Source organism: Stenotrophomonas sp. NLF4-10 (genome assembly GCF_022359915.1).
In the GTDB taxonomy this organism is placed as follows: Bacteria; Pseudomonadota; Gammaproteobacteria; order Xanthomonadales; family Xanthomonadaceae; genus Stenotrophomonas; species Stenotrophomonas daejeonensis.
In genome coordinates, this window is record NZ_JAKSEE010000003.1 from 1,427,116 (window position 1) to 1,441,520 (window position 14,405).

Below are 14,405 nucleotides of genomic sequence, written 5' to 3' on the forward strand. Positions count from 1 at the left end.
CACCCACGTTCAGTCCCCGTCGTCCACGCCGCGGCGGAAGCAGTGCGCGCCGGCCGGGTGCGCCCATTGCCCGGCTTGCGGCAGGCGCCAGCGCGCGCGGCGTTCACCACTGTCGGTGGCGAAATCGGCGCACAGCTCGTAATGCGCGGCGTCGAGCGGGCGATAGCGGTAATCGCCGCCGCCGGCCGGGTCGTGGCGCGGCAGGTTGACGCCCGGCTGCGCGGCCAGCGTGTCGAGGTCGGCCGGCAGCGCCTTGTGCTCCTGCCACCATTGGTTGACGGCGATCTCCAGCGTCTGCAGGTCGCCGGTGCGGGTTTCGTCCAGCCGCAGCCGCCGTTGCTGCGCGGGCGAGTCCATCACCCACACGCCGGCGGCGATGGACAGGGCGGTGGCGATGCCGGCGGCCCACAGCACGCGGCGGCCGGAGGCCTTCTGGTCGGCGCCCGCGACCTCTTCGCGGCGCAGGTCGCGCAGGTAGTGGCCGAACACCGTGCCGGCGATGGCGGCGACCACGCCTACCTTGAGCACGAAGCGCAGGCTCAGTTCGCCGCCGAGCAGGTTGAACACCAGCGTGGTCAGGTCGCCGATCAGCACCGCGGCGGCGACGAACAGGGTCAGGTAGGTGAGCCAGCGGCGGATCGGCGACAGGCGCTTGATCGGATGCCTGGCGACGTCGTGGGCGAGATGGCGGGCGACGAAGGCGAATACCGGGAAGGCGATGACCAGCGCCGACAGCGACCAGCGGATCGAGCCGGTGCGCCGCAGCACCTGCCATTGCGCGTCGGCCGGGTCGGGCAGCAGGTGTTCGAGCAGCGCGAACAGCAGGCTGCCGAGGTTCCAGGCGAAGAAATACAGCGCGCTGAACAGCAGCAGGTAGAGGAAGGCTTCGCGCGCGGACAGCGAGGCGCGCGGGCGCGGCACCGGCAGCGCGAAGTCCACCTCGGCCCAGCCGTCGAGCACGCCGCGGACCTGCTCGGCGCTCCAGCCGGCGGCCAGCAGGGCCTGCGTCACCTGTTCGCGGTCGTGGCCGCGCATCAGCGCGTCGCGGACGAATTGCTCCAGTTCCGGGGATGCGGAGGCCATCGCGGGTTCCTCGTGGGAGATGGCGCATGGTTACCGGCTTGCCGGTGCGAGCGCAATTCCACGGCCGCACGATGATCATGCGCAGGTGCGGGGCTTGCCCCGCACGGGGGCCTCCCCGGTAAAGCTTCATGCGGGGCAAGCCCCGCATCCACGGGGGCTGGACGAGCAGCGGCGTAGGTCGGGGCTACTGCCCCGACGCCCTGGGCATCCGGCGCGAAGCTGTCGGGGGCGTAGCCCCGACCTGCGGCTGGGGTTTTCCCGGTGAGGCCTGGGGCAATCAGGTTTCGACGTTCTCCGTTGCGGTGGCGGCCAGCCGCGCCCGCAGCGCGTCCAGCTCCATGCGCAGCGCCTGGCTCTCGGCGGTCAGCGAGGCCACGCGCTGGCGCAGCGCTTCCAGTTCGCCGTCGTCCACCACGCTGGCAGTTGGTGTTGCCGCTTCTTCCGGCGCAGGCTCGGCCTTTGGCTTGCGCCGGGCTTCGCGCACGCGTCTGGCCGCCTGCTTCAGTTCCTCCTTGCCGCCTTGCGCCGCCGCGCGCTGTTCCTCTTCCGGCAGGCTGGCGACCACCGCCGCGGCGCTGATCGACAGCGCGCCGGTCTTCACCGCCTCGACCACTTCCGGCGCGGCGTGGCTGTGGATCTTCTCGATCATCGCCACCTGGCCGGCGCTGAGCTTGGCCTCGCGCGCCAGTTCGGCCTTGGACAGCTTCGGCGCCGGTTCCCACGGCGGCATGTCGGCGTCGGTGCCGGATGCGGCGGGCGCGGCCTCGCCTTCGCTCTCGCGGCGCAACTGTTCCTGTTCGGCGGCGTGGCGCGCATCGAGGATCGCGCGCTTGCGCAGCGCCAGCACGCCGCGCTGGAAGTCGGACACGCTGCGCCGGCCCAGGTGCTGCTCGATCATCCACAGGTGCACGTCTTCCATCGTCCGGAAGCGGGTGTTCTGCACGGTGTTGAACGGCAGGCCGTGCTTCATGCAGATGCCGTAGCGGTTGTGGCCGTCGATCAGCACGTTGCCCCACAGTACCAGCGCATCGCGGCAGCCCTCGGCGAGCAGGCTGCGCTCCAGCGCGTCGTGCTCGTCCGGCGTCAGCGGGTCGATGTAGGCCTTGAGTTCTTCGTTGACGATGATGTCCATGCATGCTGACGGTGAAACGTGGGCCGGCATTGTAGTGAGGATGCTTCCCCGATGGTTGCAGCGGCAACCGGGAATGCCGCTCCGACAGGCCACCGGCGGCTGCTTTCTTGCTTAGAATCGGCGTTCCCCACGACGGCCTCCGGTATTCCCCAGATGACTTCTTCCCCCGCCCCGCTGCGCGGCAGCATCGTCGCGCTCGTCACGCCCATGCACGAGGACGGCAGCGTCGATTACGACGCACTGCGCCGCCTGATCGACTGGCACGTGGCCGAGGGCACCGACTGCATCGGCGTGGTCGGCACCACCGGCGAATCGCCGACGGTGAACGTGGACGAGCACTGCCAGATCATCCGTGTGGCGGTGGAGCAGGCCGCCGGGCGGGTGCCGGTGATGGCCGGCTGCGGCGGCAATTCCACCGCCGAGGCGATCGCATTGGCGCGGTTCGCGCGCGAGGTCGGCGCCGACAGCCAACTGCAGGTGGTGCCGTACTACAACAAGCCGGGGCAGGAGGGGCAGTACCGCCATTTCAAGGCGATCGCCGAGGCCACCGGCGATCTGCCGATCGTGCTCTACAACGTGCCGGGCCGCACCGTGGCCGACCTGCAGCACGACACCGTGCTGCGGCTGGCGCAGGTGCCGGGCATCGTCGGCATCAAGGAGGCCACCGGCAACCTGGAGCGTGCGCAGTGGTTGATCCGCGAGGCGCCGGAGGGCTTCGCGGTGTATTCGGGCGACGACGCCACCGCGGTGGCGCTGATGCTCTGCGGCGGCCACGGCAACGTCAGCGTGACCGCCAACGTCGCGCCGCGGCTGATGCGCGAACTGTGCGCAGCGGCGCTGGCCGGCGACGTGGCGGCGGCGATGGCGATCCAGCGGCGGCTGCTGCCGGTGCATCGGCAGATGTTCGTCGAGGCCAACCCGATCCCGGTGAAGTGGGCGCTGGCGCGCATGGGCCGTTGCGGCGGCACGCTGCGGTTGCCGATGACCGAACTGGAGCCGGCCAATCAGGCCAAGCTCGAGGCAGCGCTGCGCGAGGCGGGCCTGCTGGCCTGAGCGCCTGCTGCCTGGAAGGCGGGCCCGGCGTGTTGCCGGGCGCGGGTGCCGACCGGTCGCATCTTCGCTGAAAGCATCGGGAAAGGCGGCCGGGATCGATCCGCCGGATCGATCCCGGCCGGTACCGCCCACGGGCCGCGGATCGGCCGGGGCAGCGTCATGTCACGCGCCGGGCATCAGTCCTTTTCCAGCGCGACCACTTCACCGGTGGTCGGGTCCAGGCGCACCTTCACTTTGGAGCCCTCGGCGGTCCGGCCCTTGGCCTTCCACAGGCCGTCGTCGAGTTTCACGTCGTGCACGCCGCTGTAGCCGGCCGCGGCCAGCTGCGCGCGGATGTCGGCTTCACCCAGCTGCGGGACCGCCTTGGCCGGGTATACGGTGCCGCTGGTCGGGTCCAGGCGCACGTCCACGTGCTTGCCATTGGCGCTGGTCGCCTCGGCCTTCCACATGCCGTCTTCGAACTCCAGATCCTCCACCTCGGTATAGCCCTGTGCCTCCAGCTGCGCACGCACCTGCGGCGCGGTGAGCGCGTCCTGCGCCCGGGCGGCGCCGGTGGCGGCCAGCGCCAGGGCCGCGGCAAGAAGGGCGGTATGTAGCGGTCGATCGTTCATCGGTCTGCTCCTGTGGTTTCGTCGCGCTTTCCACGCAGCCCCGATCCTGGCGGTGTCCTCCTGTACCCGGCCGTGAACCGGCGTGGATATGCCGTGCCGCGGTCCGGGGCGGTTAACCGACGTGGACGGCAGGGGAAGAAAACGTTCGGCGGACGTGGGTATTCCGTCGGCGCGGGGTGAAGGCGGCACGCGCTGGTGGCGCTTGCAACCAATGCCGGTCGCGACGCGGCGCCGTGCCAGAATCACCGCCACTTTCCCGCTGGCAATCCGATGACGCCTTCCACCGCCACCCCCGTCGCCAACTCCCCGGGCCGCGTACTGGCGGCCAGCCTGGTCGGCACCACCATCGAGTTCTTCGACTTCTACATCTACGCCACCGCGGCGGTGCTGGTGTTCCCGAAACTGTTCTTCCCCGAGAGCAGCGAGAACGCGGCGATGCTGCAGTCGCTGGCGACCTTCGCGGTGGCCTTCATCGCGCGGCCGGTGGGCTCGGCGCTGTTCGGCCACTACGGCGACCGCATCGGCCGCAAGGCCACGCTGGTGGCGGCGTTGCTGACGATGGGCCTGTCCACGGTGGCGATCGGCCTGCTGCCCACCCACGACCGCATCGGCCTGGCGGCGCCGGCGCTGCTGGCGCTGTGCCGGTTCGGGCAGGGCCTGGGATTGGGCGGCGAATGGGGCGGGGCGGTGCTGCTGGCCACCGAGAACGCGCCGCCGGGCAAGCGCGCGTGGTACGGCATGTTCCCGCAGCTGGGGGCGCCGCTGGGGTTCCTGCTGTCGGCCGGCATCTTCCTGCTGCTGGGCAAGGCGATGGACGATGCGGCATTCCTCGCATGGGGTTGGCGCGTGCCGTTCATCGCCAGCGCGCTGCTGGTGGTCGTCGGCCTGTGGGTGCGCCTGAACATCCACGAGACGCCGGATTTCCGCAAGGCGATGGCAACCGGGCAGCGGGTGCGCCTGCCGATGCGCGAGGTGCTGGCCGGGCATGGCTTCGCGGTGGCGGTGGGCACGCTGGCCGCGTTCGCCACCTTCGTGCTGTTCTACCTGATGACCGTGTTCACGCTGGGCCACGGCACCACGAAGCTGGGGTACACCCGCGAGGACTTCCTGCTGATGCAGATGGTCGGCATCCTGTTCTTCGCCGCCGGCATCCCGTTGTCGGCATGGTACGGCGACCGTCGCGGCACGGTGCATACGATGCTGCTGGCGACGCTGGCGATCTTCGCGTTCGGCCTGTTGTTCCAACCGCTGTTCCAGGCCGCGCACCCGTGGCAGGTGATCGGCTTCCTGTCGCTGGGCCTGTTCCTGATGGGCCTGACCTACGGCCCGTGCGGCACCATGCTGGCCAGCCTGTACCCGGTGCAGGTGCGTTATACCGGCGCGTCGCTGTCGTTCAATCTGGCCGGCATCCTCGGCGCCGCGCCTGCCCCCTATGCGGCGACGTGGCTGGCCGGGAAGTTCGGCATTGCCGCGGTGGGCTGGTACCTGTGCGCGACGGCACTGGTGACCGGCCTGGCGTTGTGGGCGATAGGGCGGCGCAATGCCGCCAGCAAGGCATAGGCGGCTTGTCTGGCGGAGCCTGGGGCGGGGCACGCACGCGGTGGCGTGATTGCAGGCGAGAGGGCCCGGATTCCCCTCAGTGTGTCGCCAGCAGCCCGCGTATGCGCGCCAGTTCCGCCTTGTCGCCGCCAGCGGCTTCCATTGCCTGCTCGGCAAGGCCATCCAGCAGATGCCGAGCTTCTTCGCGTTGCCCCTGTTCGATCAACGCTTCCGCCAGCGACATGCGGAAACTTTGCGCGGCGGCATTGTTCTCGCCGAAACGCTGGCGAAGGCCATGCTCGGCTTTGCGCAGCAGTGCGATGCCGGTGCGCTGTTCGCCACAGTTGTATTCCTTCAGCCCGAGGTTGCCGATTTCGACCAGCGTGGCCTGCTTGTCTTCGCCATAGCGCGCCGCCATGCGTCGCGTCACGTCACGCTGGATCGGGAGGGCAGCTGGGCAATTGTCGGCCATGTCGTGGATGCTGGCGATGGTGGAGCGCTGCACCAGCGTCTGGTAGTTGTCGGGACCGTAGACCTTTTCCGAAGTGGCCGCTGCCGCCTCGGCCAAGGGGAGCGCTTCGCCGTACTTCCCCTGGTTCCGCAATGCGCGGGCCAGGTTCATCTGTACGTTGGCGACGAGGGTCTCGCCGATGCGGTCCCTGGCGAACAAGGGATCGGCCAGTATCGACCGCATCAGGACGATGGCCTTGTCCGTTTCGCCGGAACGGGACAGTGCATCAGCCAGATTGTCGCGGATGGTGATGGCACGCTGCTCGTCCATGGGGAACAAGCGGCGCTGCAATGCATCGGCGCGTACCCAGGCGGGCAACGCCTGACTGATCTGCATTTGCTGGTGATGGAATGCAGCGCGGGCGATGGCTGCGGACAATGCCAGTTCGCCATCCTGCCGCAGCCGCGCACCGGCCTTGGCGTCGGTTTCTTCCAGCAACCTGCTGGCTTCTCCGAAATCGGTGTTGCGGCTGGTGTAGGCCAGCGTACGCACAAGCGCGTAAGCGGTACGCAGGGACAATTCGTTATCCGCGCCGAAGGCGGCAGTGAAATCGCGTAGTGCCGCACGCAATTCTTCGGCACTGCGCTCGCCATTACCCAGCGCGCCCCACGATTGCCCCAGCGCGGCGTGGATACTGCCGTTGGTTGCCGGGTCGCGCCCGAACTTGTAGTCGATTTTCCGGGAAGCCACGTCCAGCATGTCCTTGATGGTGGGGTTGCCCTGGAAGGCGGCGCCACCAAGCGCGACCATGCCAATCAGGTCGTTGCTGAGGAATGCGACCACTGCCTCGGCCCGCGCCGCCTGTTTTTCGGCAATGTCGCGCTGTTGCTTGGCGATGCGTTGCTGCTGTTCGCTGTACCGCCAGAAATACAGGCTGAAACCCAGTCCGAGCACCAGCGTGGCGAAGGCGGTGACCACCCATGGTCGCCGCGCGCGGGTACGTTCCAGCGCCTGCCGCAGCGCAGCGGCATCGCGCTCGGCCTGCTGCTGTCGTTGTTGTTCGGAGCGACGTGTTTCCAGTTGCCGCAATTGCTGCGCCAGCTCGGCCACGCTGGCGTGGCGGCGGGCGGGGTCCAGGTCGGTGGCGCGAGCGATGTCTTCGCACAGCAGAGGGTCATCGATCGCGCGCTCCCAGCCCGGCGCCAGCGGTTGGTGCAGGTCGCCGACCACGAGCTGGTAGAGAACCACGCCCAATGCATACAAGTCGCTGCGGATGCTGGCCGGTTGCCCGGCAATCAGTTCCGGGGCCAGGTACAGCGGCGTGCCGGAGGTGTCGGTGCGGGTGGTGGTCAGGCCCAGCGAGGTGATGCCCAGCTCTGCCAGCCGTTCCGGGTGCAGCAGGCGGCTGTTGCCGAAGTCGGTCAGGCGCGTGCGCCAGCCTTCGCCCTGTGCGGCCACCAGCACGTTGGAGGGCTTGAGGTCCTTGTGCAGCACGCCCACGCCGTGCGCAGCGGCTACGGTGTCGGCGATTTGCAGGAACAGTTGCAGCCGCTGCTGGCGCGGCAACGCGGCCAGTCTGCCGTCCTGCTCGGCCCACTCGGGCAGCGATTGCCCGCCGTACTCGCATTCGAGAAAAAAGGGTGGCGATTCGAAATTCCAGTCCAGCACCCGTGCCAGGTCGTCGCGCTCGCCGAGGCTGTCGCGCAATACCCGCGCCAGCGTGGCCTCGCGCTTGATCGAGGACAGCCGCTCGCCGTCCAGCGCGAACTTGAACACCCGCCCATCGCGGCTGCGCGGGTGCCGCGCCAGCCAGACCTCGCTGCCGAGGGTACGGCCGAGCAGGCGTTCGAGCAGGAAATGGGGACGCTCCGGCACCGCCTGTCCGGCGACCAGTTCCAGCCCGCTGGCGGTGCGCTGGCCCACAGTGACCCGCTCCATGGGGCCGTCGAAACGGTAGCCGATACGCGGCACGGTGACGATGCGTGCCTCGCCGGCCGCCTCCAGTGCCTTGCGCAACTTGCCTACGGCGGTGGACAGCACGTGATCCACCGTTGGCCGCCCGACCCAGACCTGGTCGAACAGTTCCTGCTTGGTCACCACCTCGCCGACGTGGCGCAACAGCAGCGACAACACTTCCAGCGGCCGGTTCTCCATTTCCACCGCCAGCCCGGCGATGCGCAGTTCGCGCTGGGCCTCGTCGTACTCCACCGGGCCGAAACGCCAGCGGTACAGGGTGGTGGGCGGCGTATAGGAAGTGTTCATGTGACCGGAGTATGGGCGGCGCGGACGGCGAGGGGCAATACCGCTCCGGATCCCGGGTTGAAGTTCAAGTTGTTGATTCGAAAGGCCGTGCGTGAGGGCGTTGAATGCCTTGAAGGTTTCTTGAAAGTGGCGTGAGGACTTGGGGCGAGGCCGGTGCCCAGCATCGCCCCGTCCCGTCGCCGAGGAGCCACGTGCATGAAAGCCGCAAGACTTGTCGTCACCGCCGTTGCCGTTTCCCTGCTGGCCGCGTGCGCGAAGGAGCATGAAATCACCCTGCCGAGGAATGGCGGGGCCAGCGACGAGGTCTACCGGATCAATACCTCGCACAGGGTCGACCGCCCCTACCTGGTGGATGGCGAACCGTTTTCCGGGGTGGTGGTGGGGCGCAGGGGCGAGCAGGTGGTGTTCCGCGCGCAGATGCGCGACGGGCGCAAGCAGGGTGTGCAGGAATTGTTCTACGACAACGGCAAGCCGCGAAGCCGCGAGAAGGTGGCCTGGGACGAAAAGGACGGCACGCGCCACACCGGCGATTCGGAAAGCTGGTGCGAGAACGGCGAGCGCCGCTCGCTGACCGAGTACAGCCGCAAGGGAACGGAGCAACTGCGAAGGAGCTGGGATTGCGAAACCGGCAAGCTGGTGGCCGAGACGAAGTTCGATGCCGAGGGCCGGAACGACGGCGAACAGAAGGAATGGACGCCCGAGGGCACGCTGGTCGAGCAGGCGTCCTGGAAGGCTGGTGTCCTGGATGGCGACAAGCAGACCTGGACGCCGGAAGGCACGCTGGTGGAGCATGCCCGCTACCGTGGCGGCAAGCAGCAGGGCTTGCAGGAAGCCTGGTACGCCAGCGGCAAGCCCGCCCGCCGCGGAGAGTATGCCGACGGCAAACCCGTTGGCCGCCATGAAGCCTGGGCCGAGGATGGCCGCCTGATGGAAGCGGGCAGCTACGGCGCCGACGGCAACAAGACCGGCATGTGGCTGGAAAAAATTGGCGATGACAGCGTCACCCTGCATTACGGGCCCGATGGCCTGGTGCCGGTGGAATTGCTGGAGGCGTGGATATCGGCGCTGACGCGCCCCGATCCGCAGGTGGTGGCCTTCTACCTGGGCGAGGGCAAGCTCAAGTTGAGCGATGCCTTGCCGGCGGATTGCTGCGACGGCGGCCCGGCCTATGGCCGCCGACGCGCCTACGATTTCCCTCTGCACACCTGGACCTATCCGGTGGTGTTCGCCGACGACGCGGTGTTGCCGCTGCTGCTGGAAAAAGGCGCGGACATCGATCAGGCCGACAGCGAGGGCACCACGCGCCTGTTGCGCTGCGCCCGGCGCTACCGCCCCGATGCGGGAAGCAGCCCGGCCTACGTCTGCACGCCGGCGCAATTGCGGGCCTTGCTGGCCCAGGGCGCGAAAGCCGGGGTCGTGGATCGGCAAGGGCGCAACGCGCTCCATTACCTGTTGAACGTCGGTTCGTTGGACGACAGGGGCGACGTGTTCGGCCGCGGCGCTGACGAGCAGCGCCAGACGCGGGTGGACTTGCTGGCGGCGCTTGCCAAGGCGGGCGCGGACATCAACGCCGCCGACGCTGAAGGCTGGACGCCGCTGGTGCGGGCGCTGAAGTCGCGCCGCGTCGACCTGGTCAAGGCGGTCCTCGCCGCCGGCGCGCGCGCAGACGGCCCCGGCCCCGGCGATACCAAGGCCGTGCACTGGGTATTCCTGGACGAAACCAACCGCTACAACATCCGCGGCGATTTCGTCGCCGACGTGTTGCCGCTGCTGGCGGCAGCCGGCGCCGACGCCAACGCCCCGCTGGACTGGGACGGGCAGCCGGTGACCCTGCGCGACCTGGCCGTGCGCCACGGCCTGATCGACGTGGTGCGGGTGATCGAACAGCAGGCCAGGCCGGCGCAACCGTGATTTCCTCAACCAACCGGAGCATCCGCATGACTATCAAACGCTTTGCGAGAAACACCGTCGCCGTGCTGCTGGTTTCCGTGCTTGCCGCATGCGGCAACGGCTTTGCCGGCGAGTACGGCCATTCCGTCAACGGCAAGTGGGAAACCATCATGACCTTCAAGGGCAACGGCGAAGTGGAGCTGGACATGATGGGCAACACCATGGTCGGCAAGTACGAGGTCAAGGACGGCAAGGTCTACATCACCGGCGGCAAGGGCGGGCAGACGCAGGCCTTCCGCATCGACGAGCAGGGCTGCATCGACGGCGGCATGCTGTTCGGCACGATGTGCAGGAAGCAGTGAAGACCACCAACGACCGGACAAGGGGGACACCACCATGAACGTACGCGAATTGCTTTTCTTCGACTCGATGGTCACGCCGAAGATCATCACCTTCATCTACTGGCTGCTGCTGGCCGCCGCCGTGCTGGGCGGCCTGAGCACGGTGGTCACTGCCTTCGGCATGTTCCGCTACAACGGCTGGGCCGGGTTCGGCATGCTGGTGGTCTCGCCGTTCGTAGTCATCCTCGGCGTGCTGGTGGCGCGCATCTACTGCGAGATCATGATCGTGCTGTTCAAGATCAACGAGGCCCTGCAGGACATCCGCAGGAAGCCGTGAGGCAGCCGCCTTCGGGTATCGGCGGAGGGCGGCGCGCGGGCGCGGCCCTCGTTCCGGCCCGGTGGCCATCGGGAGACTTGCAGGCATGGGGCGCATGGGCGGATTCCGCTTTCCGGCAGGCATGGCCGCTGATGCCGGGTGGATCGGGGCGCCGGCGGTTCATCGTGGAAGGGCTGCGGGCAATGGCTGCCGCCGCGCATCCAGCGCGACGACGCGCCCGGCGATGGCCGGCAGCGTGCGCAGCGCCTGCCGGCTGATGCGTTCGTAGAACTGCACGAAGTGCTCCACCTGCGCCCGGTTCATGCCGGTGCGGCCGGGGGAGGCCTGTCGCAGGCCCTGTTCCTGTTGCCAGCGCCACTGCGGCACCACCTCGAAACCGGGCGGTTGCAGGAACCACAAGGTGTCGATGCGCGCCCACAGTGCCGGGTAGTCGCGCGCCAGGGTGCGGTTGCACCAGCGGCGCCATTCGCCGCCGTTGTCCTCGTCGCGTTCCAGCGCGTTGACCGGTTCGTCCAGTGCCGGCTCGTCCTCGGCGGGGGTGCCGAGGAACCAACCTTCGAACACCACCAGGTCGGCACGGACGTCGCTGCGTGGCCATTGCGCCTGCGGCAGGCGTTCGTCGGCCAGCTTGTCGAAGCGCGGCAACGCGATTGCTTCGCCGGCGCGCAGGGCGTCCAGCGTGCGCAACGCCAGGGCGAGGTCGTGCGTGCCGGGCGGGCCGCGGGTGGCCAGCAGCGGGTGCACGTCGCGGGCCAGCGCTTGGCGTTCCGAACGGGGCAGGTAGAAATCGTCGATCGAGACGGTCGCCGCGCGCAATCCGCGTGCCGCGGCCGATGCGGCAACCTGCGCCGCCAGCGTGGATTTGCCGGTGCCCTGCAGGCCGCTGATGCCCAGCACCGGCACGTGGCCGACGCGCAGCGCCAGCGTCGCGTCCAGCGCCTCGGCGACCAGTGCCTGCGCGAAACCGGCGGGGTGCGATGGGGGCTTCATCGCGCGACAATAGCCCGAATCCCGCTCCATCGAACCGGAACCATGACCGACCTGTACGCAGAAGCGCTTTCGACCTTTGCCCAGTTGTTCGAGGAGGCCAAGGCCGGCAAGGAGATCGACGCCACCGCGATGACCGTGGCCACCGCCGACACCGACGGCCGGCCATCGGCGCGCACCGTGCTGCTCAAGGACTTCGACGAGCGTGGTTTCGTGTTCTACACCCACCTGCACAGCCGCAAGGGCCGCGAGCTGCACGAGAACCGGCAGGCGGCGCTGCTGTTCCTGTGGCGCAGCCTGCGCGAGGCCGGCATCCAGGTGCGGGTGGAAGGCGACGCGCAACTGGTGGCGGAGGCCGAGGCCGATGCCTATTTCGCCACGCGGCCGCGCATGAGCCAGATCGGCGCGTGGGCGTCGGTGCAGTCGCAGCCGCTGGCTTCGCGCGAGGAGTTCGAGCAGCGCCTGCGGAATTTCGAGGCACAGTTCGAGGGCCGCGAGGTGCCGCGCCCGGACGGGTGGAGCGGCATCCGCGTGGTGCCGCGGCGCATCGAGTTCTGGTACGGCGCCAACTTCCGCCTGCACGAGCGCTGGTGCTACGAGGCCGATGCGGCCGGCGCATGGAGCAAGCGGTTGCTCTATCCGTGAGCCGCCGCCGCGCGCCTGCGCGGTTTTTCCTTTTGCTGTCCGATGATGAATGGAGTTGTCATGCGCAAGACTGTCCGTTTTCGTTTGCTTCCGTTGTTGGCCGTCGCCACGTTGATGCTGTCGGCATCGGCGCAGGCCCAGTTGCGGTTTGGGAGCCTGCTGGACAAGGTGGGCAACCCCGCGGCCCTGCTCCAGGGCAAGGGTGAGGGTGTCATCACCACCTCGCTGGCCGATGCAGTGTATGCCGACCCTTCGCGCGACGACGTGCAGTTGCCGCCGGTGCAACCGCTGGCTTCGCTGCGCACCTCGGCGCAGGCGTCGCTGTTGTTGCAGCCCGGGTATTACGGCATGCAGGTGCAAAGTTATTGCCTGCACGCCGGCACCTACGGGCCGGGCGGTGGCGAGGGTTACCTGTACGCGCCGCCGCTGGGCAAGGGGCGGGAGTTGGTCACCGCCATCGTGCGCAATTCGGTGCAGCACCCGGAAATCGAGCAGCGCGATATTCAGTTGCTGCTGTGGGCCATCCTGGCGCGTACCAGATTGCAGGACATGAGCCCGCAGCTGCAGCGTGCGGCCGCCAGCTTGCTGTCGCCGGAGCAATACGCGGCGTGGATGCGCGGGGCGGCGTTCGACATGCTGCGCGAGAAGGCGGTGCAGGCGCTGATGCAGCACGCTTCGCCGCAGCTGCGGCAAGTGCTGGAGGCCGAGGCGCAGCTGCGCTCGATGCTGGGTTCGGCGGGCGGCAGCTACGCACAGATCGAACAGGTGGCGGTGCTGGCCGGGATGGCGCCTGTGGGCGAGGGCAGCCAGGCGGTGCCGGCCGGGCGCTGGTCGCGGCACCCGGATGGCTACTGGGTGCGCTACCTGCCGTCGAGCTATTCCTCCACCCGCCTGGAAATCTGGGTGCCGGAAGACAGCGTGGCAATTGGCCGCGAGTTCGACCCCTCGCTGCATATCGCCGTGCCGGGCAATACCGCGCGCCAGCGATTGATCCAATCGGCGCGGGAGCAGCATTGATGGCGGCCGGTGCGGTGGCCGCGTGGGCGCCATGACCGGCCCGCGCCGCATCGTCTGCCTGACCGAGGAGCCGACCGAAACGCTGTACGCGCTGGGCGAGCAGGATCGCATCGTCGGCATCAGCGGCTTCACCGTGCGCCCGCCGCAGGCGCGGCGCGAGAAGCCGAAGGTCAGCGCCTTCACCAGCGCCAAGGTGGAGGAAATCCTCAAGCTCCAGCCCGACCTGGCGATCGGTTTTTCCGACATCCAGGCCGACATCGCCGCCGAGTTGATCCGCCGCGGGGTGGAGGTGTGGATCGCCAACCACCGCAGCGTCGCCGGCATCCTCGACTACGTCCGCCGGCTCGGCGCGCTGGTCGGCGTGGCCGCGCGCGCCGAAGCCTATGCCGATGAACTGCAGCGCGGGCTGGACGCCATCGCCGCGCAGGCGGCGCGGTTGCCGCGGCGCCCGCGCGTCTACGTGGAGGAGTGGGACGAGCCGATCATCACCGGCATCCAGTGGGGCGCCGAGCTGGTGGAGATCGCCGGCGGCATCGACGTGTTTCCCGAGCTGTCGCGCGAACCGCTGGCGAAGGCGCGCATCCTCGCCGACGGCGACCCGGTGGTCGCGCGCAACCCGGACATCATCATCGGCTCATGGTGCGGCAAGAAGTTCCGCCCCGAACGGGTGGCGGCAAGGCCGGGTTGGGCGGCGATCAACGCGGTGCGCGACGGCGAGCTGCACGAGGTCAAGTCGCCGATCATCCTGCAGCCGGGGCCGGCGGCGTTGACCGATGGCGTGCAGGCGATCACGGCCATCATCCAGCGCTGGGCGCAGCGGAAGCCGTAGGTGCGGGGCTTGCCCCGCACGGGCTTTGCCGGTAGAGCCTCATGCGGGGCAAGCCCCGCATCTACGGGATGCTGGTCGATGCCTGTGGCCGGGGCTGGCGGCGCTGACCGGATGATGTGCAGGCGATCGCGGCCATCGTTCAGCGTTGAGCGCAGCAGCGCCCGTAGGAGCGCACCTTGGTGCGCGATGGAGCTTTCCCGGTAAAACCCATCGCGCACCAAGGTGCGC

13 protein-coding genes are annotated in these 14,405 nt (G+C 68.8%); 8 read left to right on the forward strand and 5 right to left on the reverse strand.

What is annotated here, in order from left to right:
• Positions 1 to 9: 9 nt before the first annotated feature.
• Complete coding sequence (locus tag MIC98_RS06770) at positions 10 to 1,083, reverse strand: DUF5671 domain-containing protein (protein WP_239736590.1); 1,074 nt, start codon at positions 1,081 to 1,083, stop codon at positions 10 to 12.
• A 277-nt stretch (positions 1,084 to 1,360) separates the two neighbouring features.
• Complete coding sequence (locus tag MIC98_RS06775) at positions 1,361 to 2,215, reverse strand: plasmid replication/partition related protein (protein ID WP_239736591.1); 855 nt, start codon at positions 2,213 to 2,215, stop codon at positions 1,361 to 1,363.
• A gap of 153 nt (positions 2,216 to 2,368) precedes the next feature.
• On the opposite strand from MIC98_RS06775, the gene dapA reads away from it, so the two are divergent.
• Positions 2,369 to 3,268 (forward strand): 4-hydroxy-tetrahydrodipicolinate synthase, encoded by a 900-nt coding sequence (dapA, locus tag MIC98_RS06780; RefSeq protein WP_239736592.1) that lies wholly within the window; start codon positions 2,369 to 2,371, stop codon positions 3,266 to 3,268.
• A gap of 176 nt (positions 3,269 to 3,444) precedes the next feature.
• Here the strand turns inward: dapA and MIC98_RS06785 are convergent, their stop codons facing one another.
• Positions 3,445 to 3,879, reverse strand: a complete 435-nt coding sequence (locus MIC98_RS06785) for a PepSY domain-containing protein (protein ID WP_239736593.1) — start codon at positions 3,877 to 3,879, stop codon at positions 3,445 to 3,447.
• A 270-nt stretch (positions 3,880 to 4,149) separates the two neighbouring features.
• On the opposite strand from MIC98_RS06785, the gene MIC98_RS06790 reads away from it, so the two are divergent.
• Positions 4,150 to 5,439, forward strand: a complete 1,290-nt coding sequence (locus tag MIC98_RS06790) for an MFS transporter (protein WP_239736594.1) — start codon at positions 4,150 to 4,152, stop codon at positions 5,437 to 5,439.
• Positions 5,440 to 5,515: 76 nt separating this feature from the next.
• Here MIC98_RS06790 and MIC98_RS06795 read toward each other — a convergent pair whose 3' ends face one another.
• Positions 5,516 to 8,131, reverse strand: coding sequence for a tetratricopeptide repeat protein (locus MIC98_RS06795; protein WP_239736595.1), 2,616 nt, complete (start codon positions 8,129 to 8,131; stop codon positions 5,516 to 5,518).
• Positions 8,132 to 8,326: 195 nt separating this feature from the next.
• Between MIC98_RS06795 and MIC98_RS06800 the strand changes: the two genes are divergently transcribed.
• From MIC98_RS06800 to MIC98_RS06810, 3 genes are read left to right on the forward strand one after another with little or no spacing between them, the layout of a single operon-like run.
• Entirely contained in the window at positions 8,327 to 10,042 is a 1,716-nt protein-coding gene (locus MIC98_RS06800; RefSeq protein WP_239736596.1) for an ankyrin repeat domain-containing protein, read from the forward strand.
• Between the two features lie 26 nt (positions 10,043 to 10,068).
• Entirely contained in the window at positions 10,069 to 10,383 is a 315-nt protein-coding gene (locus MIC98_RS06805) for a hypothetical protein (RefSeq protein ID WP_239736597.1), read from the forward strand.
• Between the two features lie 34 nt (positions 10,384 to 10,417).
• Entirely contained in the window at positions 10,418 to 10,699 is a 282-nt protein-coding gene (locus tag MIC98_RS06810) for a DUF4282 domain-containing protein (protein ID WP_057641458.1), read from the forward strand.
• Between the two features lie 159 nt (positions 10,700 to 10,858).
• Here the strand turns inward: MIC98_RS06810 and MIC98_RS06815 are convergent, their stop codons facing one another.
• Positions 10,859 to 11,689 (reverse strand): kinase, encoded by an 831-nt coding sequence (locus tag MIC98_RS06815; protein ID WP_239736598.1) that lies wholly within the window; start codon positions 11,687 to 11,689, stop codon positions 10,859 to 10,861.
• 42 nt (positions 11,690 to 11,731) lie between these two features.
• On the opposite strand from MIC98_RS06815, the gene pdxH reads away from it, so the two are divergent.
• The 3 genes from pdxH to MIC98_RS06830 are packed head-to-tail and all read left to right on the forward strand — an operon-like array spanning position 11,732 to position 14,177.
• The gene (gene pdxH / locus MIC98_RS06820; RefSeq protein WP_239736599.1) at positions 11,732 to 12,331 is read left to right on the forward strand and encodes a pyridoxamine 5'-phosphate oxidase; all 600 of its coding nucleotides are present in this window, start codon (positions 11,732 to 11,734) and stop codon (positions 12,329 to 12,331) included.
• A gap of 60 nt (positions 12,332 to 12,391) precedes the next feature.
• Positions 12,392 to 13,348: a hypothetical protein gene (locus MIC98_RS06825; protein ID WP_239736600.1), complete on the forward strand. Its 957-nt coding sequence runs from the start codon at positions 12,392 to 12,394 to the stop codon at positions 13,346 to 13,348.
• Between the two features lie 31 nt (positions 13,349 to 13,379).
• On the forward strand, positions 13,380 to 14,177 hold the full coding sequence (locus MIC98_RS06830) for a cobalamin-binding protein (protein WP_239738071.1): 798 nt from the start codon (positions 13,380 to 13,382) through the stop codon (positions 14,175 to 14,177).
• The last annotated feature ends 228 nt before the right edge of the window (positions 14,178 to 14,405 follow it).

Coding starts and splice junctions, on each gene's coding strand:
- MIC98_RS06770 (WP_239736590.1), bottom strand. CDS start 1,083: ATGGCCTCCGCATCCCCGGAACTGGAGCAATTCGTCCGCGACGCGCTG.
- MIC98_RS06775 (WP_239736591.1), bottom strand. CDS start 2,215: ATGGACATCATCGTCAACGAAGAACTCAAGGCCTACATCGACCCGCTG.
- dapA (WP_239736592.1), top strand. CDS start 2,369: ATGACTTCTTCCCCCGCCCCGCTGCGCGGCAGCATCGTCGCGCTCGTC.
- MIC98_RS06785 (WP_239736593.1), bottom strand. CDS start 3,879: ATGAACGATCGACCGCTACATACCGCCCTTCTTGCCGCGGCCCTGGCG.
- MIC98_RS06790 (WP_239736594.1), top strand. CDS start 4,150: ATGACGCCTTCCACCGCCACCCCCGTCGCCAACTCCCCGGGCCGCGTA.
- MIC98_RS06795 (WP_239736595.1), bottom strand. CDS start 8,131: ATGAACACTTCCTATACGCCGCCCACCACCCTGTACCGCTGGCGTTTC.
- MIC98_RS06800 (WP_239736596.1), top strand. CDS start 8,327: ATGAAAGCCGCAAGACTTGTCGTCACCGCCGTTGCCGTTTCCCTGCTG.
- MIC98_RS06805 (WP_239736597.1), top strand. CDS start 10,069: ATGACTATCAAACGCTTTGCGAGAAACACCGTCGCCGTGCTGCTGGTT.
- MIC98_RS06810 (WP_057641458.1), top strand. CDS start 10,418: ATGAACGTACGCGAATTGCTTTTCTTCGACTCGATGGTCACGCCGAAG.
- MIC98_RS06815 (WP_239736598.1), bottom strand. CDS start 11,689: ATGAAGCCCCCATCGCACCCCGCCGGTTTCGCGCAGGCACTGGTCGCC.
- pdxH (WP_239736599.1), top strand. CDS start 11,732: ATGACCGACCTGTACGCAGAAGCGCTTTCGACCTTTGCCCAGTTGTTC.
- MIC98_RS06825 (WP_239736600.1), top strand. CDS start 12,392: ATGCGCAAGACTGTCCGTTTTCGTTTGCTTCCGTTGTTGGCCGTCGCC.
- MIC98_RS06830 (WP_239738071.1), top strand. CDS start 13,380: ATGACCGGCCCGCGCCGCATCGTCTGCCTGACCGAGGAGCCGACCGAA.